At 43.2% G+C, this 18,978-nt stretch carries 22 protein-coding genes; 4 read left to right on the top strand and 18 right to left on the bottom strand.

The window, feature by feature from the left end:
• Positions 1-114: 114 nt before the first annotated feature.
• The 5 genes from CHI10_RS06145 to CHI10_RS06125 form a co-directional block, all read right to left on the bottom strand.
• A complete protein-coding gene (locus CHI10_RS06145) occupies positions 115-1,170 on the bottom strand; it encodes a YecA family protein (protein ID WP_095243434.1) in 1,056 nt (351 codons plus the stop codon).
• Positions 1,171-1,330: 160 nt separating this feature from the next.
• On the bottom strand, positions 1,331-2,170 hold the full coding sequence (locus tag CHI10_RS06140; protein WP_095243433.1) for a DUF1028 domain-containing protein: 840 nt from the start codon (positions 2,168-2,170) through the stop codon (positions 1,331-1,333).
• A 12-nt stretch (positions 2,171-2,182) separates the two neighbouring features.
• Complete coding sequence (locus tag CHI10_RS06135) at positions 2,183-2,713, bottom strand: chromate transporter (protein ID WP_095243432.1); 531 nt, start codon at positions 2,711-2,713, stop codon at positions 2,183-2,185.
• Complete coding sequence (locus CHI10_RS06130; protein ID WP_095243431.1) at positions 2,710-3,285, bottom strand: chromate transporter; 576 nt, start codon at positions 3,283-3,285, stop codon at positions 2,710-2,712. The genes CHI10_RS06135 and CHI10_RS06130 overlap by 4 nt, the downstream gene beginning before the upstream one ends.
• Before the next feature lie 186 nt (positions 3,286-3,471).
• Positions 3,472-5,082: a gamma-glutamyltransferase family protein gene (locus CHI10_RS06125; RefSeq protein ID WP_095243430.1), complete on the bottom strand. Its 1,611-nt coding sequence runs from the start codon at positions 5,080-5,082 to the stop codon at positions 3,472-3,474.
• 480 nt (positions 5,083-5,562) lie between these two features.
• Here CHI10_RS06125 and CHI10_RS06120 point away from each other — a divergent pair, with 480 nt between their 5' ends.
• From CHI10_RS06120 to CHI10_RS06105, 4 genes are all read left to right on the top strand, one after another.
• Complete coding sequence (locus CHI10_RS06120; RefSeq protein WP_095243429.1) at positions 5,563-5,952, top strand: sporulation protein; 390 nt, start codon at positions 5,563-5,565, stop codon at positions 5,950-5,952.
• Positions 5,953-6,187: 235 nt separating this feature from the next.
• Positions 6,188-6,466 carry a YkvA family protein gene (locus CHI10_RS06115; protein WP_095243428.1) on the top strand — a complete coding sequence of 93 codons (279 nt, stop codon included), beginning with the start codon at positions 6,188-6,190 and terminating at the stop codon, positions 6,464-6,466.
• A 132-nt stretch (positions 6,467-6,598) separates the two neighbouring features.
• Complete coding sequence (locus CHI10_RS06110) at positions 6,599-7,570, top strand: BMP family lipoprotein (RefSeq protein WP_095243427.1); 972 nt, start codon at positions 6,599-6,601, stop codon at positions 7,568-7,570.
• 12 nt (positions 7,571-7,582) lie between these two features.
• On the top strand, positions 7,583-9,244 hold the full coding sequence (locus CHI10_RS06105) for a methyl-accepting chemotaxis protein (protein ID WP_095243426.1): 1,662 nt from the start codon (positions 7,583-7,585) through the stop codon (positions 9,242-9,244).
• 216 nt (positions 9,245-9,460) lie between these two features.
• Here the strand turns inward: CHI10_RS06105 and hpf are convergent, their stop codons facing one another.
• The 13 genes from hpf to flgL form a co-directional block, all read right to left on the bottom strand.
• Positions 9,461-10,018 carry a ribosome hibernation-promoting factor, HPF/YfiA family gene (gene hpf, locus CHI10_RS06100; protein WP_048009852.1) on the bottom strand — a complete coding sequence of 186 codons (558 nt, stop codon included), beginning with the start codon at positions 10,016-10,018 and terminating at the stop codon, positions 9,461-9,463.
• 227 nt (positions 10,019-10,245) lie between these two features.
• The gene (locus CHI10_RS06095) at positions 10,246-10,446 is read right to left on the bottom strand and encodes a YjfB family protein (protein ID WP_095243425.1); all 201 of its coding nucleotides are present in this window, start codon (positions 10,444-10,446) and stop codon (positions 10,246-10,248) included.
• 28 nt (positions 10,447-10,474) lie between these two features.
• Positions 10,475-10,861, bottom strand: a complete 387-nt coding sequence (locus CHI10_RS06090; RefSeq protein ID WP_095243424.1) for a DUF8042 domain-containing protein — start codon at positions 10,859-10,861, stop codon at positions 10,475-10,477.
• A 10-nt stretch (positions 10,862-10,871) separates the two neighbouring features.
• On the bottom strand, positions 10,872-11,216 hold the full coding sequence (fliT, locus tag CHI10_RS06085; RefSeq protein WP_095243423.1) for a flagellar protein FliT: 345 nt from the start codon (positions 11,214-11,216) through the stop codon (positions 10,872-10,874).
• On the bottom strand, positions 11,216-11,617 hold the full coding sequence (fliS, locus tag CHI10_RS06080; protein ID WP_095243422.1) for a flagellar export chaperone FliS: 402 nt from the start codon (positions 11,615-11,617) through the stop codon (positions 11,216-11,218). The genes fliT and fliS overlap by 1 nt, the downstream gene beginning before the upstream one ends.
• A gap of 18 nt (positions 11,618-11,635) precedes the next feature.
• Complete coding sequence (gene fliD, locus CHI10_RS06075) at positions 11,636-13,759, bottom strand: flagellar filament capping protein FliD (RefSeq protein WP_095243421.1); 2,124 nt, start codon at positions 13,757-13,759, stop codon at positions 11,636-11,638.
• 14 nt (positions 13,760-13,773) lie between these two features.
• The gene (gene flaG, locus CHI10_RS06070; RefSeq protein ID WP_095243420.1) at positions 13,774-14,133 is read right to left on the bottom strand and encodes a flagellar protein FlaG; all 360 of its coding nucleotides are present in this window, start codon (positions 14,131-14,133) and stop codon (positions 13,774-13,776) included.
• Positions 14,134-14,723: 590 nt separating this feature from the next.
• On the bottom strand, positions 14,724-15,029 hold the full coding sequence (locus CHI10_RS06065) for a hypothetical protein (RefSeq protein ID WP_095243419.1): 306 nt from the start codon (positions 15,027-15,029) through the stop codon (positions 14,724-14,726).
• Between the two features lie 453 nt (positions 15,030-15,482).
• A complete protein-coding gene (locus CHI10_RS06060; RefSeq protein ID WP_095243418.1) occupies positions 15,483-16,664 on the bottom strand; it encodes a flagellin N-terminal helical domain-containing protein in 1,182 nt (393 codons plus the stop codon).
• A 146-nt stretch (positions 16,665-16,810) separates the two neighbouring features.
• Entirely contained in the window at positions 16,811-17,041 is a 231-nt protein-coding gene (gene csrA / locus CHI10_RS06055) for a carbon storage regulator CsrA (protein ID WP_095243417.1), read from the bottom strand.
• The gene (gene fliW, locus CHI10_RS06050; RefSeq protein WP_095243416.1) at positions 17,041-17,481 is read right to left on the bottom strand and encodes a flagellar assembly protein FliW; all 441 of its coding nucleotides are present in this window, start codon (positions 17,479-17,481) and stop codon (positions 17,041-17,043) included. The genes csrA and fliW overlap by 1 nt, the downstream gene beginning before the upstream one ends.
• Before the next feature lie 15 nt (positions 17,482-17,496).
• Positions 17,497-18,060 (bottom strand): DUF6470 family protein, encoded by a 564-nt coding sequence (locus CHI10_RS06045; protein WP_095243415.1) that lies wholly within the window; start codon positions 18,058-18,060, stop codon positions 17,497-17,499.
• A 55-nt stretch (positions 18,061-18,115) separates the two neighbouring features.
• Entirely contained in the window at positions 18,116-18,976 is an 861-nt protein-coding gene (gene flgL, locus CHI10_RS06040) for a flagellar hook-associated protein FlgL (RefSeq protein WP_095243414.1), read from the bottom strand.
• Between the last annotated feature and the right edge of the window lie 2 nt (positions 18,977-18,978).

Genomic DNA, 18,978 nt, shown 5'->3' with positions numbered 1-18,978 from the left:
TTGGGTTCTGACTCAGCTTCGCTTATTACCGAGAGCTGTGTCCAAGATGGCTCCGATCAGACACAGATCACATTCCCACTAAAATAAAAACAGAGAGCAGCAATGCTCTCCATTTTACGAATTCGACAATTCTATCAGTTCTATAATGGTTTTCTCGACTGCATCGTAAATCTCGCCATAATAAGTGGAAACCCGGTTGGCATTGATGCCGTATAACTCTCCGAATTCTTTCTGAGTGAAGTTTTCCTTTACAGGAGCTATTGTACTTACAAGGTATCGGAGGCCGGCAACATAGTTATCAGGCTTTTTAACCTGTTTGCCGGTTTTCTTGAGGTACTCCATCCAAAGTGAAATTCCCATGCCGATCAGCCATGGCTCTTCATCGGCTTTTATCATGTCGTCCCGGAACATGCTGGCAACCTGCTCTGCACCCTTAGTTGGCCAGTCGAAATTGTCCATATTTGGACCCGCTAATGCTTTTGGCGTGTCATTCATAAGGTCAATGAGGAATTCAGCCAAGTATTCTTCAGGATTCTCATATCCAGATTCTTCGAAGGAATACTGGATGTAGTCTGCAAACTTCGCAGAGTTCTCTCCCGGCAGGTCAAATATAGCAGGAAATGCCACATACTCTTCTCCATAAGGAAGCAGCATGGCAAAGGCAAAGTTACCTTTCTTAACGTCCATATCACCAAATAGGGAGACATTGTAAACCTTCCCGGTCAGACAATCCTCGATAACTGCTTTGTCTTCAGTCACTTCAATTAATTTTCCAGCTGCAGCTTTACTGTCCTCCCACGATTTCAAAATGTTTTTTAAGCGGGGGCGCGTGACGGCTGGCAGCTTAGAATGAATGAACTCATCCATGATGGAGTCCATATCTTCCAACGTTCCAAAAAGAACGTACCAGAAAGAGTGCACAAATTCATAAAACTCTTTTTCCTGCGGTTCAATGTCTTCAAGTATATCCAGAAGGTCCTTGAAATCCTCTTTCATGTCTTCCGCAAAATGAGTAAGTGCAAAGACCCTTGCTTCCTTTTGAAGCTCAAGAACTTCGTGATTCAATACATCCTTAATCGAAACGGCATCCCTGCTGCCGCAGCATTTTTTATATTTTTTTCCGCTCCCGCATGGGCACGGTTCGTTTCTGCTTACTTTTACTGTTGACATCTTCTAAATCTCTCCTACCAAATTCGTTTAACTATACTATCCTAACATTTATCAGCCGTTTAGGCATTAATCAAGAGGATTTTAACATTTGGCAGGTTAAGGAAGCTTAAATTCCAGCTAATCTGAACCCAAAGAAAAAACGAAGAGCTCCCTCTCCGTTTCAAAGTTTTTTCATATACACCAAAACATCCAAGTCAATCTTCCCCGCTTCCTGCTCGCGGACTTCGAAGTTTTCGGTATGAATAAAGGCAGTCAATGCTTTCAATAGCTGTTCATCACCCTGACCAGCCTTTAAATAATCGAGCCGAGTTAATTCGCGAACAAGTTCCTCTTTTATCTCACCTTCAATGGCCGTAATCCGTTCAGCCTTTGACGGTGCAAAATAGAGCTGCTGCAGATGATAAATCCGAATCAGCTCGGTAATCGGCTCGGAATGGTCGTCGACCCTTAAGTCTATGTAGCGGTCATTAAATCCTCCGTATCCGCCAGCTTCTTTCACAACAAGAAGGGCTGCGGATTGCTGGCCGCGGCTGTCACCGCCGGCTGCCTGGCCTGAATTCAAGGCGGCGAGCAGGCGCTCAGCCAGAGTGCCGTCTGTTGAGATAAACGTCTGGCCCATTGCCTCAACCGTTTTTTCATCCACAAGGATATTGCCCTGCGCGGCAAAGTGAGGACCTATCATGCCTCCAGCCCAATTATAGCAGCCTTCTCCTGTGAACGTTGCCGGATTTCCCATGCTATCCAGCAGTCCGACCTGGCGGAGCTCTTTTTCGGGATCATCTTTAGTAATGATTTCAAGCGTTTCCTCGGCAGTTTTCCCCTCTTCCATCAATTGCAACGCACGCGGTCCATATGAAGTATTGGCGTATGACTGAGTCGCAACCGCTCCAATACCTGCTTTTGCAAAAGGCACTACTGCACCGACTCCAAGAAATTTCGATTGAACCGCAATTCCCCATTCTTTTTCTTTCGGATCGTATCCGATTATGGAAAATGTCATATAATCCCTCCTCTATCCTAAAACAAGTCCTCCATATACGAGAGCTCCAGCAATCACATAAGCCGGATGAACCTTAAGCCTTTCCATTAAAAAGAAGCTAACCAGCCCGATGAAAAGTGTCTGCCAGATGCCGGCACCTTCGTATGCTGAAAATACGAAATCATACGTCATGATGCCAAGCAGAACAGCGATAACCGGCCGGATATAAGTAGTCATTCGTTTGACGCGCGGCGATTCCTTATATTTCATAAGAAGTCCGAGCAGGGTAATCATCAGGATCAAGGATGGAGCAACAGTGGCGAATACCCCCACGATGGCCCCGAGGATTCCTCCCTGTTCATATCCGATATAACCGGCCATTTTTGTGGCAATCGGACCGGGCAGTGCATTAGCCATTGCCAGCATTTCACTGAATTCATTTGTGGTGAGCCATTCATAATTGTCGACCACTTCATTCTCAACCAGCGGAATGGATGCCGGTCCCCCGCCGTATCCGAGAATCCCTGGAATGAAGAATGCCAAGAAGATCTGAACATAAATCATGCGAGATTCCTCTCCTTTTTTGCTTCATTTTTATCCGCTTTATCTTTTTTCAGGAGAGCCGCTGTCAGCAAAACAAAAATGATAATCGCAGGATGAATATTAACGAATTCAAGAAGAACTATGCTTACGCCTACAAAAAGGAGTGTCCAGCCCCAGCCCAGAGATGATTTCGAGGACTTTTTAACAAAATCCCAAGTAAGAGTTGCCAGCATCACGGCCACAACTGGAACGACTGCCTTTGTCATGCCTGCTACCCATGGCTGGTCTTTGAATGTATTTAATGCGGTAAGAAGAATAATCATAAGGACAATTGTTGGTACCATTGTTGCTGCAAGTGCAGTGACCATGCCAAGAAATCCGCCAACACGATAGCCGATATAGCCGGCCATTTTTGTGGCAATCGGGCCTGGGAGTGCATTCCCGAGAGCCAGCACATCGCCGAATTCATCCGTATCCATCCATTTATATTTATCAACAACCTCTTTATGGACAAGCGGAATCGACGACGGGCCTCCGCCATAACCGAGGATGCCTACTCTAAAAAAAGCCATAAAGATGTCAAGCTGCTTCATGATGCCTCCACCTCTTTCGTTGTTATCATCGGTACCAGGTACCTATACCACTACTAGACCAGTTGGGTAACACTGCCTCCGTCTCCGCAAAAAGCAGATGAAGGAGCGGCTTTTGTGTGGTCCGCTCCCCTATACCTTTTATATGGTTATTTTACTCTTATATGCGTGCTGCTTCCTCACTTTTTATTACCAGGCTGCAATCGACCCGTCTGTTCGCGCTTCGGTTCCGCCCATAAGCACACCTGTTTTCGGGTCACGCCAGATAATTTGGCCGCGGCCGAATCCGCCGGTATCAACGGTTACCTCGATTTGATGGCCTTTGCGCACCAAAGCCTGGGCAATGTGATTAGGGAAATGAGGCTCCACCTGGACCTTTTTCCCTTCAATCCACTGCCATCTTGGCGCATCAAGGGCAGCCTGCGGGTTCAGGTGGAAATCCACTGTATTCATGACCACCTGCATATGCCCCTGCGGCTGCATATAGCCGCCCATCACACCGAACGGTCCAACCGCTTCTCCGTCTTTTGTCAGGAAGCCAGGAATAATCGTATGATATGTTTTCTTGCCCGGCTTCAGTGCATTATGGTGCTCGGGATCAAGAGAAAAGTCATGTCCGCGATTCTGAAGGGCAATTCCCGTTCCAGGGACGACAAGGCCTGAACCAAAGCCCATATAATTGCTTTGGATGAAGGAAACCATATTGCCTTCGCTGTCTGCAGTCGCTAGATACACAGTACCTCCGCGCGGCGGCTGATATGGCTCAGGTGTTACGGCCTCCTCGCCAATCTCACTGCGGCGGGATTCACCGTACTCCTCTGAAAGCAATTCTTCAGCTGTCACTTTCATTTCAGCCGGATCTGTAATAAATGCCTTGCCGTCTGTGAAAGCTAACTTCATCGCTTCGATTTGTTTGTGATAGGTATCCGCTGTTTCTTTATCGCCGAATTCAAAGCCTTTAGCAATGTTTAAACCCAGAAGAGCCACAAGCCCCTGGCCGTTCGGCGGGATTTCCCAGACATCATAGCCGCGATAGTTTACTTTGATGGGGTCCACCCATTCAGCCTTGTAATCTGCAAGGTCTTCTTTTGATAAAAAAGCATTGTATTTTTTTGAAAAAGCATTGATTTTACCAGCGATCTCCCCGCGGTAAAAGCTTTCGCCGTCTGTTTCGCCAATGGCTCTTAAAGTGGCTGCATGGCCTTCAGAACGCCAGACCTCGCCAATTTCAGGAGCCCGTCCATCCGGAGCAAAGGTTTCAAACCAATGCTGGAATTCGTCATCCGTCAGTATCTGCTTAAACTTTTTATAGGCATACTGCCAGTACTTGCCGAGGATCGGTGTTAACGGATAGCCATTTTCCGCATAGTCAATAGCGGGCTGAAGGACTTCTTTTAACGGAAGCCTGCCGAATCGCTTGGAAAGCTCAGCCCAGGCGGATGGAGCACCAGGCACCGTAACCGGCATCCAGCCATGCGTCGGCATCTTTTCAAAGCCTCTTTCCTTTAGAGCTTCTATGCTAATGGACTTTGGTGCAGGACCGCTTGCATTCAAACCATGCAGTTCCCCTTTCGTCCAGACGAGGGCAAATGCGTCGCCCCCGATTCCGTTGGATGTCGGTTCAACCACGGTAAGAGCAGCCGCTGTAGCGATTGCTGCATCTATAGCATTTCCGCCTTTTTTCATGATATCTAGTCCAGCCTGTGCCGCCAGCGGCTGAGACGTTGCGACCATGCCATTGTTTGCCATGACGGTCGTTCGCTGGGATGGGTATGGGTGGTGTTGGAAATCAAAATTCATGGAGTTCACCTCTGTATTAAAGTGTTAAAATAGTTAATTCTGATTATAACAAATTATTTAAAAATTATGTTGGTATTTATTTCGGAAAACTAAACTATTTTGAAATATTGACAAAATAGGAAATATCCAATATGATGTACCTATAAATTGAATAGTTTCTCCTAAAGGGGAGTAGCTTTTACAGCAGAGTCGTCATTACGGAGCAGTTGCTCTCGGCTTTGTTGGCAATTTCAACAATTGTTAGCAAGACCTTTACCAAATATGGTAGAGGTCTTTATTTATGGGCCTTTACCACCGCGGTAAAGGCCCTTTTTATATACGAGCCCGCACCGCAGAACGTTTGACTTTATAAAATGGAGGAATAGGTAGAAGGAAAATTGCCTGAAACTTTATCATTAATTGCACGTAAAGAAGGAAACAGCAAAACTGTGGTGTGAGCGAGCAGCTCCCCCCTATATAAAATTAGAGGAGAGATCTTTGTTGATTTTACGAAAATATATGTCAATGCTTGGAATAGGCTCTGCGAAAATTGATCTGCAGCTTCCAAAGCTTCAATATTCACCCGGGGAAAATGTGAGCGGAATCTTCCTAATTGAAGGAGGAACCATTGAGCAGCAGATCAAGCGGATTGAGTGTGACCTGGTTATGACATCGCCTGAGGATGAGAAGGAGGAAGTGATCGGGACAGCTACCATTCTTTCCACCAAAGTCATTGAATCAGAAGAAACCAACAAAATGGACTTTAACTTTCAGCTGCCTGAAGATATTCCCTGCTCTGCGCCTGACCGGATTTTTCAATTTAAAACAAGATTAATTTTTAACGAAGGCGTCAAAAGCGCCGATCTGGATAAAATTACGATAATTCAATAACCCTTTCCAAGGAGGAAAAAACGAGTGTAAACTATCCCCTCTTAACCTATATAAATTATATAAAGAGGAGATTCATACCTAATTGAACACTTTGCAAAAGTGGCTAATTCTATTTACATTTTGAAGCATACTTGAAACAAGCTATCTATCAGCTGCCTCACTTGAGGTGAAAAACCCGCCGCGCATTCAGGTGGCAGCTCCCATTCAGCGAATGAACTAGAAAAAGGTGAACGAAATGAAGTTTCTCAAACGCATCAAATTTGTCTTTAAATTTTGGAAGTTCCTGCCCTTCCTGAGGGATTACTTTCTCTCAAGGGAAGTATCAGCCGGTAAAAAGCTTTTTCCTGTTGCGGCCGGGCTTCTTTATATCCTTCTGCCGCTCGATCTTGTTCCAGACTTCCTGTCAATCTTCGGATTTACGGATGATATTGTGATTACATCGTTTGTCCTTCAGCAAATGGTGAAGATGGCTCCGGAGTCGTTGAAGGAGAAATATAAGGTGCTGGAGGAATGATGCTTTTGAAGCCTGTTTCATACAGGCTTTTTTATTTTGCTATTTTTCAAGAAAGGTCTGACTTCATACTTAAGACCTCCTTCTTTCTGCCGATATTATGTAAGGCGAAAAATTACAACTTGGAGGTCTACCTTGAAAAAACTATTACCTTTCCTGCTGGTGTTCAGCTTACTTTTAGCAGCCTGCTCTGCTGAACAAAGCACAAACCAACATAAAGAATATAAAATTGGCATTCTCTTATCAGACACCGGACTTGGAGATGAGTCTTTTAACGACTCTGCATTCAGAGGCCTGGAGAAAGCCCGAGATGAGCTGGGCATCCTGTTTGATTACAAAGAAGCACCTGACGGAAATTTTGAAAAGCCGCTTGATGAGCTGGTCAAAAAAGATCATGACCTGATCATCGGACTGGGTTTCACAGCACAGGAAGCTCTTGAAAAAACGGCAGAGAAATACCCTGACAAGCAATTTTTGCTGATTGACGCTGTTTCCGAGCTTGATAATGTGGTCTCACTTACGTTTAAGGAGCATGAAGGCAGCTTCCTTGTCGGAATGCTCGCTGCCATGACAAGCAAAACAGGCAAACTGGGATTTATCGGCGGTGTTGATGTGCCTGTCATCCACCATTTTGAAAATGGATTTGTACAAGGAGCTAAACACTTCAATCCGAAAATTGAAGTTCTGACGGAATACGCCGGAAGTTTTGGAGATGCCGCTCTCGGCGGGAAAATTGCCGAGAAACAAATTGCTGCAGGTGCCGACTTTATTTACCCCGCTGCCGGATTCACCGGTTTTGGCGCATTGAAGAAAGCCGAAGAAAAAGGCGTGCTTGCAGGCGGTGTCGATTCCGACCAGTATTTTGTTGCAGAAAAAGCCGTTGCCACCTCGATGGTCAAAAACATCGATATTGCTGTTTTTAACCTGGCGAAGGAATTAACGGAAAACGGAAAAATCGAAGCTTCATCTTATGTATGGGGACTGGCAGAAGACGGTGTCGGCCTTTCTGAGATCCGGGTCGTCACCTTAACAGAAGAACAGAAAGCTGCATTAAAAAAAGCAACCGAAGACATAATCAATGGAAAAATCACAGTAAAAGCTGAATAAAGGAGTTACAACATGACATTACGAAAACGCCTCATTATTGTCACGCTGATCCCGCTCGCACTCTCGGTCAGCATGATCGGCTTTATCATTTACCAAACATTGAACATCCAAAGCTCCGCTAAAGATGATGTGGAACTCCTTCTGAAAGTGAAGGACCTGGAACAAAGCCTGGTGGTGACAAGCCAGTCCCTTGCCAACTTTACATACAATTCAAGTGACGCCAACAAGGACCAGGCACTCACCATGATGACAGAAGTTCAGGATAACCTGGCTTCCCTCTCTTCGGTTGTCACAGTACCCGAGCATAAGAAAATCATCGGCAGCATTGAAGGAAAGTATGCAGAACTATCGAAAGTTTCCACTGAAGCCTTCAACAAGGGAAACAAAGCGGAAATCAAGCGCCAGAGCATCCGGATTTCCGGCATATTAAATGATATGCACCTTTTAAAGAAGCGCACAAATGAATGGTATGAAGGCATTCTTCAGGAAACCAGCCAGAAAATCGCCTTTATCACAAATTCTTCCCTCATAGGAAGCCTGCTGCTCATTCTTTTATCAGCTGTATTCTCATGGATGGCAGCCCGAGGAATTACAAAGCCAATCAATGCGATTGTGGAAAAAGCAGAGAAAATTTCGGAGGGCGATTTAACAGCAGACTTATCACAGCTCATCTTTAAAGAAAACAGCCGCTATGAAGTGGATAAACTTACCGAAGCTTTTTCTAAAATGGTTGTGAACCTGAAAGGAACCGTGCAATCCATAGAAGAGGTCAGCCAGAATGTAAAAGGATTTGCCGGGGATGTGGCTTCCTATATGACCAGCTTAAATGAAAGCAGCAGCCAGGTGGCCATTTCAACGGATGAATTGGCGAGAGGCAGCCAGTCCATTTCTGAAGACGTTCAGGCAACAGCCGAGTTAATGAGTGTGATGGGTGAGCAATTTTCCGCTGTCCATCAGTCGAGTGCCGAGAGTGCTGTGCAAAGTACACAGGCATTGGAATCTGTTCACCAAGGACGGGTGTCTTTAGAAAAACAAATGAAACTTGCTGACGAGATTTCCAGTTCGTCTAACCATATTAGAAGTTCAGTCAGTGAATTTGCCCAGTTCACTAAGGAAATTGAAGGGGCAGCTAACACGGTAAAAGGTATTGCGGATCAAACCAATCTGCTGGCATTAAATGCAGCAATTGAAGCAGCCCGTGCCGGTGAAGCCGGTAAAGGATTTGCCGTTGTGGCAGAAGAAGTCCGGAAGCTGGCCGATTCTTCTTCCAAAGCAACCGATCTGATTGCCTCAATGGTCAGCAACATCCAAAATGGCATCAGCAATATTTACAATGCCACCGAGCAGGGACATGACCTTTCAAAGGAGCAATCCCAGTCGATGATCGAGACGGAACAAGTCTTTGAAACCATTTCTGAACATGTATCCGGCATACACAGCCATTTTGAAAAACTAGTTGAAGATATGAAGAGCTCAAGTGAGATGAGTCAGCAGGTCATAAGCGCTGTAGAGAACATTTCGGCAGTAACTGAAGAAACCGCTGCCGGGACTGAGGAAATCTCAGCTTCAACAGAGGAGCAGCTTCGCGCGTTTGAGCAGGTTATGGTGAAGGTGGAGCAGCTGAAGGAAATGACTGGTGTGATGGAGAGGGAATTGGAGAAGTTTACGGTTTAGTTGCGTGTTTTGAAAGTGTCGATTTAGGTGAAGATGTGGACGCTGCAAATAGATCGCGGAAACCTGCAAATAGAAGAGCGATTTTCGCAAATAGAGCTTGATTTCTGCAAATAGAACGGAGAATTTGCAAATAGCAGGTCATATCCTGCAAATAGCCCAACAGTGAACCCGCACCAAACGAAAACCCCGCCTCAGCAGCGGGGTTTTCACGTTTTATTATTGCGCTTCAATCAGACCATAGCGGCCATCTTTACGCTTGTACACAACATTCGTTAAATTAGACTCTGCATTCGTGAACACGTAGAAGCTGTGGCCTAGCATGTTCATCTGCAGGATCGCCTCTTCACTGTCCATCGGCTTCAGGTCAAAGCTCTTCTGGCGGACAACTTCAAGATCGTTATCCTCCTCATCCAGTTCAGGTGGCTCTGCCTCGTTTTCCAACGCTGCAAACACAGCTGTCAGATTGCCTTTTTCGCGAAACTTGCGGTTCACTTTTGTTTTATGTTTGCGGATTTGACGCTCCAATTTATCGGTAATCAGATCAATCGCTGCATACATATCATCATGATCTTCCTCTGCACGAAGAACCAGGTTCGGCATCGGAATCGTTACTTCCACTTTAGAACGGTTATTGTTATACGTTTTTAAGTTTACATGTACATTTGCATCAGGAGTTTCAGTAAAATACCTTTCTAATTTCGCAATTTTCTTCTCTACGTACTCTCTAATTGCTGGAGTTACCTCAATGTTTTCACCACGAATGTTGTAATTCATACGTGAACTCCTCCTTCTCATTATACAATGACAGCCTTTTCATTAGCGTTACTGTGAAAATCACCAGTAATGTCTGAAAAGGAAATGCCTAGTCTTAAAAGTATATTAAGACTATGTATTTATATTTCTATTTTACCCCTAAAAACTCCTGCTGAAACTGGTAAAAAGATTGAGAATATTTGTCGAATTGGTGACTTATATAAAAAATGAGCAGCTGATTTCACTGCTCATCCTTTTATATCAATATGTCCGCCCAAATGGGGCTGGGCTGCGTTCTGGAGAGTCTTTACCTGAGACCCGCTCATCATCTTATTAATGAATTCTGCATTTCCTTCTGCCTGGTCCATGGCTTTTTTCATAACTGAGATGGATGCCTGCTGCTGGACCTGGCCTTGGGATAAGGCCATAGAAATTAAGGGGATATCCAAGTGAACACCTCCGAAACTGTTACCATATTCAGGATTGGATATATGGGTTTAACTCCTGCTGAATGTTATTATGCCACTGCGTAAATGCAGGATAGAGCTTTTTCGAGATGATCTCCTGTCTAACAGGAAGATCATCGAAGTTCTGAATAAGCAGTTCAGCCTGATCGGCTACTGTACTGATATCCGCGAGAGCTTTAAGCATGGGCTGATTGTCTTGAACAAGCTGGCTAAGCTGTTCATGGGCTGAAGCAACTTGAGGAAATGCCTGAAAAATATCACCGAGAAGCCGTTCTCCCTCTGTTTTACTGAAATCGCTAAAGCTCTTTACGATATAATCAAATGCTTCATCTATGGTATATAAAAGATCGCTGTATTCCTTCAGGAAAAGGTATTGCTCTTCGGTAAAAGTTAACAATGTTAGTCACCTATTTTCTTTTATCATAAAACATGCCGTCAGTCGCTATGGATTGATAGGGATTAGCATATTTTCCGGTTGATTCCTTTTTAACGCTTAAGTCTTTGATGTCTTTTTGGATAAACAGCTTTTCCCTTGTCATGAGCTGGGTGACTTTTGCATTAAGGCTGATGAGCCTGGCTCCCAGGTCCTTTTCGGCGTCTGTATATGGAGGTGCCATGCCAGCCATTGCCTGCTGGCGGTTCTTAAGCAGCATTTCTACCTGATCAATTTTCGCATCACGGTCAATTCCGGTATCTTCAAGTAATGCTATTAGCTTTTGTGTGGCATCATAGAAGGTTTGTACCGAACTCACTACACTGTACCACCCTGCGAGAACTGCTTCTGGCGGTTCACCTGAATGACTTCCTTCCAAGTATCCCGGAACTCGGTCACCAGGCCTTCTACCTCATCCAGTATGGAAGCATCATTTTTAATGTTAGCTTCCATCAATCTGCGATTCATGAAGTCGTATAAAGACATCATATTTTTAGAAACTTCGATGTCCATATTTAATGTAACCATCAGCTCCTGAATAATAGATTGAGCCTTTTGGATATTGGTGTTTTTCAGTTCAATATTCTTTTCTTCAATGGCTTTCTTTGCCTGATGAATAAACTTAAGGCACCCGTTATATAGCATCAGCGTCAGCTCTCCCGGAGATGCGGTATTCACTGAGTTCTGCTGGTAGGATTGGTATGGATTGCTTATTGCCATTTGTAACACTCCTTTTTCTTACATGCCGCTGCTAAATTGGTTCATAAGGAACATGGATTGCTCATTGGAACGCTGAATCGCTTTTTCCATGGCGGTGAATTGGCGCCAGTAGCGGTCTTCAACCTGCTTTAATTTATTTTCAAAGCTATCAATCCGCTTGCCTACATCATTCAGTTCCCTGCCGATGGTAAACTGCTGATTGGTTGAGAAGCTATTTCCGGCTTTTGTCTTTAATTTATCCATTGCAGCGTTCACCGTATCATATAGCCTGTGGGCAATCCCTCTCTGCCCGTCTGTCTGCCCTTCCCCTCTAAAAAGATTTTCAACAGACACAGGATCATCTTCGATTGCTTTTTTCAGGGCGGCTTCATCAATTTCAAGCTTACCGCCTTCTAAATAATTACTGGTCGTTTTAATGCCGATACTGGCCAGCTGATTATAAAGCGGAGAAACAAGATCATTCGATACAGGCTGGTAAAAATTCATCCGCATCCCTGATAAAACAGACTGAAGCGTAGAGTCCTTGCGCAGGAGACCGCTTTTCGCCCGCTCTTCCCATTGCTCCTGCTGCTTGTCCGATAGCTGCTCACGCTGTTCATCGGTCAACGGGGTGTAGCTTCTATAGCGCTCTTCACCCGTTTTTTTCTGGATTTTATCAATCATTTCATTGTATTTATCCACAAATGCCTTGATATTATCAAACACTTTTGTAGAATCATTGCTGACATTGATGCTGACCGGCTGATCTTCAAACGTCTGCTTAAGGGTAAAGGTGACACCATTAACTTCAAATGTGTTTGAGCTCCGATTGGTAGCCAATCCATTAATCACAAATTCAGCGTTTCTTCCTTCTTCTTTGACCGCAGCCCCTTTAAAGCGCAGAACATCATTCAGAAAGCTTCCGCTTGTCGTGATCTCAGCCCCGCCTTGATTAAAATCACCCGTCTCTGTGCGGGTCATCGTCATTTGGCCAGTAGCACTGTCAAAGAACATATTGACACCAGAACTTGAAGCATTGACTTTACTGATGACATTATTCAGAGACTCACTTCCAGAAATAAGGAAGGAGTCATGACGCTCTCCTTTAGAGGTTGACGTATCGACTGAAAAAGCAGTGTATTTGTGGTCATACGCAATCTCCAGAGTCATCGTTGTGTCAGATCCATCTGCCGGTTTTTGCATATCAGAATTAAACGTGATTTTCCCTGTTTCGTAGTTAAGGGTACCTACCACTTTATTGGCATCATCGAGTATTTCTCTTTCGCCATTCACGATATTGCCCATTGAAAAAGTTTTCTCAGTGGTCGTTCCGGAAGTGGTTTCCTTAATCTTAATGCTTTTCACTTCGTTCAAGGCACCCTGAGCCAATTGAATGGAGGAAGTGCTGCTTGAAATAGCGTGCGAACCCGTTCGCTCAGTGGCAATGTAATCAATCTTTACGACACTCCCCTTTGCAGGTTCCTTACCGAATTGCATTGTTCCATCTTCTTTTACCAGCACTTCATTCTCTTTTAAGGGACGGTTCGCCGCACTCAGTTCTGCCTCACTCAGCGCATTAAACCCTACTCCATTAACTTTTACACTCCAGGAACTGATTTCACTAAGGTCCACTTTGGACATATCACCGAAGCTAATAGCTGCTGGATCGGTCACGTTTAAACTTTTATTTAAAACGGCACCATTTTTCCAAGCACTACCGACAGTGTTTCCACCTAAATCTGTATGATTGCCTGTATACATAAAACTGCTTTCCTGTGCATATAGGCTTTTACTTGGGTCTAAGGACTTCCCATCCGCAGAAATGCTGCCGCCATTCACTCGAGTCTCAGCACTTGCCAGCTGTGTTACTTTTGAAATCGAGTAAGAAGACTGGCTGGCTGCACCGCTTGCTGTGGCAGTTACCATTGCTTCATTTGAAGAAGTTGTCAGACGTGAGCGATAACGTGTAGTCAGCTTCATCTGCGTCAATTCACTTCTAAAGTCCAATAGCAGAGAATTCATTGTACGGTAATCATCCCGCTGCCATTCTAATACTTGTTTCTTCTGCTTTAATTTATCAAGAGGCATCCGTTCTGCCTTCATTAGATCTGACACAAGCTGGTCAATATCCATCCCGCTCGCCAGACCTCCGATTCTAACCAATTCGAATTCCTCCTTTAAATCTTCTTATCTACCACTAACCCAACAAATTCTGTCATCGCTGCATACATGTCCAGCATTTTTTTTGATGGGATTTCCTTTACTACTTCCTGGGTTCGGTCATCAACTAAGGTTACGTAATATTCATTTAGTTCATCATGGAGAACGAACTTTAATGAGGTATGGGAAGCCTGTAAAAACTCGTTCATGCTTTCGACTACTTCTGTTAACTTTTCTTCCTTCAGTGGTTCAATTTGTTTATGTGCTGGCTGTTTGAGTATATTAGATTCTTTTTTTGTAAACTCATTATTTACTTCATTATTATTAGAAAATCTAGGTGTAAGAGGCGTGTGTTGAGATGTTAACCGATCAATCATGAAATCCCCTACCTATATTAATTTATTCTTAGTTTTTATATCGGTAGGGGAGTGGAAATGTTGAGAGGGAATTTAGACGGTGATAATATGGAGATATTGCGTGTGGATTATTATTTAACTATTAAAGAGTAGGAAACTATCTGTTTTAATTCATTACTGTATGTGGGGAAAGCCACCGATACTTTAAGGTGTTAAATGAATAGGAGCAGGCGGGGCGAGGCACCCGCCCCAATTGGTTCTTCAGGGAAGGCTCCAGAAAACAAAACTTGCATAAAGTTGGTAAATAAGTTAGGACAACTACTGACTTTTTTACTATAGCGCTTTATAGATTGTGGGGTCAGGCACCTGGTTTTCCAGCTATTCTTGTAAAGAATGCTAGATTCCTTCACTAACTTTAGGCTTACAATGTTTACACTTTGGCTGATTGATTTTTCATGATTCGATTCCTCCTTCAAAAATAGAAAAGGGACTTCCCTCCGAAGAGAGAATCCCCGTTTTGATGAACATCATGTACATGAATGCTCAATATTATGATATATGCTTATTTTTGTAGTTATTACGGTTTCAATTTTGTTATGCCCTAATTACCTCTACCGAAAGTGAATGTTAATTTCATGCCTTTCTGTCTTTACTATCCCTTCAGTTGGTTGGTGTATTGGATTTGCTGTATTCGCAACAAGAACATTAATAAATGGTTCAAAACCAATTGAAACTAATCTTTCGAATTCATGCTCAACTATTGAAACACATTGATTAACATCAACTAGTCCTTCGTATAGAACAATAGTTCTCGGAGCGTTAACAGGTGGCATTCTGCCATCTATTTCTTGAATTTCAATTCTCACTTCGTTATGATTAGACGCAAAAATATTAATTAAGCTTGTGTGTAGCAACATAAATAATCCCACTTTCCAGAAATAAATTAATGTAAAAAGAGACCCTAGTAAAACTAGAGTCCCCGATTTGTTCAAAAATATTAACGAAGAAGTTGTAGAACTCCTTGTGGTTGTTGGTTGGCTTGCTTTGCCGCTATGCCTTTCGGTCACAGAATAGACTATATCTTCATCCATATTTTTTCATGGAGCTGGGCACTTCGAACAGTTTTCACTGCCCTACGAGATTCATAGTCATAGCCTTCGCCTTAGACCGTATTCTCTAGTCGTTGAACCTTCTCCAGAGTTTCCTCACAGGAGCTTGGCTGCTGATTATCCATTGTTTCATCCTCATCATTTTCAAACCATCACGCTGACCGTTTCCAGTTACGTTGTGGTTGATGAAGCTTTAGGAAGTTCCAGCAATTCACCCAGTTATCCTCTTATCCATTGCCAGATAAGACGCCCTTTAATCAATTATCTCAAGAGTTGCAATACCGCTTGAGGCATCTGATTCGATTGAGCCAACATTGCTTGTGATGCTTGTGCTAAGATAGAGTTCTTAGTTTGTTCCATCATTTCTTTCGCCATATCCACGTCACGGATACGAGATTCCGCAGCAGTTAGATTTTCAGAAGATGTGTTCAAGTTATTAATAGTATGGTCCAAACGGTTTTGTGCTGCCCCTAATGATGACCTCTGTGAAGATACTTTATTAATTGCATCATCTACTACTTTAATTAAAGCTTCTGCCTTTGCCTTTGTATCAACAGCAGTATTATCACTTATTTTGTCACTAAGGTTGCTGCCTGCTCCACTACCTAAAGTAGAACTTGACATCTCCTTGAATTCTACCTTTAATGTCTCATCAGCGCCACCATTGCTACCAATTAAAAATTCTGCTGAACTACTACCTGATTCAGTTACAACTGTTAGTCCAGTACCACCGCCATGCAATGCACCACCAATATTAGCAGCAGTGTCATCACCTGTAACTGTAATACTTACACCTAGTGTGTTGAAACTTAGTGTTTCCTCATTGTCATCAAAATCTGCATCTTTAATATCAATAGTTTGCGCTGCATTGTCACTCTTCCTTGTAAGAGTTAACTCTCCAGCATTATATGAAAAAGTGTAAGTTTCGTCAGCTTTTGCACCACTTACGTCAACATTAGAGATTAGTGCACCACCCAGCGCTACACCTGTTTTTGCAGTTGATGTAGATTTTTGGGTAGTTGCCAAATCACCATTTAAAAGTTTTTTTCCGTTAAAAGCTGTAGTATCAGAAATTCTATCAATTTCGTCTGTTAGTTGAACCAATTCATCCCCTATAGCTTTTCTATCATCTGCTGTATTAGTGTCATTTGATGCCTGTACTGATAATTCACGCATACGTTGAAGGATTGAATGTGTTTCATTTAAAGCCCCTTCAGCAGTCTGAATCATTGAAATACCATCTTGGGCATTTTTGGATGCTTGGTCCAAGCCACGAATTTGTCCACGCATTTTCTCAGAGATTGCTAAACCTGCTGCGTCATCCCCAGCTTTGTTAATACGAAGACCAGAAGCTAACTTCTCCATTGATTTTGATTGACCAGCTGATGCACTATTCAACTGACGATAAGTATTCAACGCCGCAATATTATGATTAATTCTCATTATTAATTTCCTCCTTGAGTATATATCCCACATCCATGTGGTTTGTTTACCAACCAGCAGAAAAGTCGGCCGCCTTTTTGCTGGTTAGCTTTACAATGGTTATATCGACTTATTTTGACAGGTGTTTAATGGTTTGGAAAAAATTTTTATTTCTTTTTAAAAAAACTGCTCAAACTTTCAATTGCACTAGCATCTGTTTGTGATGCACTGCTGTTTTCCTGCTGAATTGATAGGTATATTTCCTTCCTATGTATATCGACATTTTTCGGCGCGCTAATGCCCAGCTTTACCTGGTCACCTTCAATAGAGATGATCGAGATTTCAATATCGTCACCAATCATGATTGATTCTTTGGGTCGCCTAGTAAGTACAAGCATTATCTCTCCCCCTGTTCCTGAGGTGTCATGATTTTATGCTTGGTCTGGTAAGTTGTTTGATTAAGAATGACTTGTTTTCCTAGCTTTTTTGTTTGGTTAATGACTAATGGTGCCTGCAGGTTAGCGGTTGTTTCCTGGAAAGGATCTCTTACTGTCAAAATCGAAAAGGTTGCCACATCTTTAGCTGATTGGATTTCTAATTTTCCCAATGCCTCTTCTGGCAAATCAAACTCATACTGAGGAAAAAGAACAAATGGATCTGTAACAATAAATGCCACCTTAGTTGTTTTTACTGATTGCAGCACAAATAGGTCTGTCCCTTCAAGAGGAAGAATAAAAAATTCCCTCTCTTCTAAAAACCCCGGAATCCCGGATGGAAATTTAATAATGTCATCCTTTTTTATCTCTTGCTCACCATGAAACTTTGTTTGGATATTCACCTTTTCACCTCATTGCTATATTGTTAGATTGATAAAATCAATATTCAGGCTATTTTTCTCAAGAATTTCTGTGCTTACCTTTCCAGGCGTATAAGTATGTACCGGCTTTCTAATTTCAACATCAATCTTCGGCTTTTGCGGCTGAGCCTCAATGTTTACTTTTGCAGGTTCATATTGAATCCTTACACTATTATGAGAGGGCACCCAGCCAATATTAAACTGTTTAGGAGGACCTTCACTGTTTTCCTTTGCTTGATTTGCGATAGGGTTGCCGCCATATTCAATTTTCATGAGCTCTGTTCCCTGTGCAGCTCTTCTCTCCAGCCCTATCAGCCAGTCCTGGTATCCGTTTTGGGCAAACTCTTCTATTCTTCTGCCGACACTTTTTAGGTCGACGTCCTCACGTGCCTTTGTCTGATCGATTGTCAGCTTTCCTGGGATTGTTTCGATTTCCAGGAGGGCTTTAGGCTGCTGGATGGATTGGATGGCTGAGGGCTGTTCGATTTCCTGCACCGGTTTTTCTATTTTTATTCCCATTTTGATAAAGTTAGATTCCAGCCTGATCTGCGGCACGTTCATATTAGACACCTCTTTTATGAAAAAAAGCTATCACCCATGGATAGCTTTTCATTGATTATCTTAAAAAGTCGGTTAAGCTCGGCTGAATGATTCTTGCCCCAACGCTTAGTGCTGCACGATGAATGCTTTCCTGGGTTGTAAGCTCGATAATGGCTTTTTCCACATCAATGTCTTCATTATCGGAAAGGATTCTCGTTGAGAAGACTTCCTGCTGGGATAAACGGTCCTCCATCAGCTCGACACGATTCTGTTTGGCGCCAATTAGCGCACGTGCAGACAGGAAATTGTCTATGTTTTTATCAACATTCTCAAGCATATCCCCAACGGCAGGGTCATTCGTTTCGAGTGCTGTAATTAGCTTTTGGATATCACCTTCATTGCTGAGCATATCCCCAAATAAAGCTTTACCTTCCGTGTTAACAGGAATCTTGATTCCTGAAAAAACCTCTAGCTCAATGGTTCCGCTTTGAAAACCGGATTCAGATGGCCGTACATTTGTCTGATTGCCATTAAAAATATACTTTCCGCCCACTTGTGTATCTCCAAGATTCTGCAAATGCTCTTTAAGCTGTTTCACCTCTTCAGCAACCGCTTTACGCTGATCTCCTTCAAGAGTGCCGTTGCTTGCCTGGAGCGTCAACTCCCTGATTCTCTGCAGGGCCAGCACACCTTTATCTAAAGCATCGTCGGTACTATCCACCCAGTTTCTCGCTTCCCCAATATTTCGGGTAAACTGCTGAATCCGGTTTAAGTCCGTACGATAATTCATCCCCATCATCGCAGCAACTGGATCATCCGATGGCTTGGTAAATTTCTTTTGCGTAGAAATTTGATCCTGCAGCTTGTCCAGCCTGCTGTAGCTGTTGCTTAAATTTCGAAGCATGTTATTTGATAGCATCGATTGTGTTACGCGCACTT

Origin of the sequence: Bacillus sp. 7894-2, from assembly GCF_002272225.1 — a bacterium.
Lineage (GTDB): Bacteria > Bacillota > Bacilli > Bacillales > Cytobacillaceae > Cytobacillus.
This window is presented reverse-complemented; position numbering and strand designations above follow the sequence as displayed.

Bases quoted from the DNA above. Each gene is read 5' to 3' on its own strand.
- CHI10_RS06145 (WP_095243434.1), bottom strand. From the start codon at position 1,170: ATGTCAACAGTAAAAGTAAGCAGAAACGAACCGTGCCCATGCGGGAGC.
- CHI10_RS06140 (WP_095243433.1), bottom strand. From the start codon at position 2,170: ATGACATTTTCCATAATCGGATACGATCCGAAAGAAAAAGAATGGGGA.
- CHI10_RS06135 (WP_095243432.1), bottom strand. From the start codon at position 2,713: ATGATTTATGTTCAGATCTTCTTGGCATTCTTCATTCCAGGGATTCTC.
- CHI10_RS06130 (WP_095243431.1), bottom strand. From the start codon at position 3,285: ATGAAGCAGCTTGACATCTTTATGGCTTTTTTTAGAGTAGGCATCCTC.
- CHI10_RS06125 (WP_095243430.1), bottom strand. From the start codon at position 5,082: ATGAATTTTGATTTCCAACACCACCCATACCCATCCCAGCGAACGACC.
- CHI10_RS06115 (WP_095243428.1), top strand. From the start codon at position 6,188: ATGAAGTTTCTCAAACGCATCAAATTTGTCTTTAAATTTTGGAAGTTC.
- CHI10_RS06105 (WP_095243426.1), top strand. From the start codon at position 7,583: ATGACATTACGAAAACGCCTCATTATTGTCACGCTGATCCCGCTCGCA.
- hpf (WP_048009852.1), bottom strand. From the start codon at position 10,018: ATGAATTACAACATTCGTGGTGAAAACATTGAGGTAACTCCAGCAATT.
- fliS (WP_095243422.1), bottom strand. From the start codon at position 11,617: ATGGCAATAAGCAATCCATACCAATCCTACCAGCAGAACTCAGTGAAT.
- flaG (WP_095243420.1), bottom strand. From the start codon at position 14,133: ATGATTGATCGGTTAACATCTCAACACACGCCTCTTACACCTAGATTT.
- CHI10_RS06065 (WP_095243419.1), bottom strand. From the start codon at position 15,029: ATGTTGCTACACACAAGCTTAATTAATATTTTTGCGTCTAATCATAAC.
- CHI10_RS06060 (WP_095243418.1), bottom strand. From the start codon at position 16,664: ATGAGAATTAATCATAATATTGCGGCGTTGAATACTTATCGTCAGTTG.
- csrA (WP_095243417.1), bottom strand. From the start codon at position 17,041: ATGCTTGTACTTACTAGGCGACCCAAAGAATCAATCATGATTGGTGAC.
- CHI10_RS06045 (WP_095243415.1), bottom strand. From the start codon at position 18,060: ATGAACGTGCCGCAGATCAGGCTGGAATCTAACTTTATCAAAATGGGA.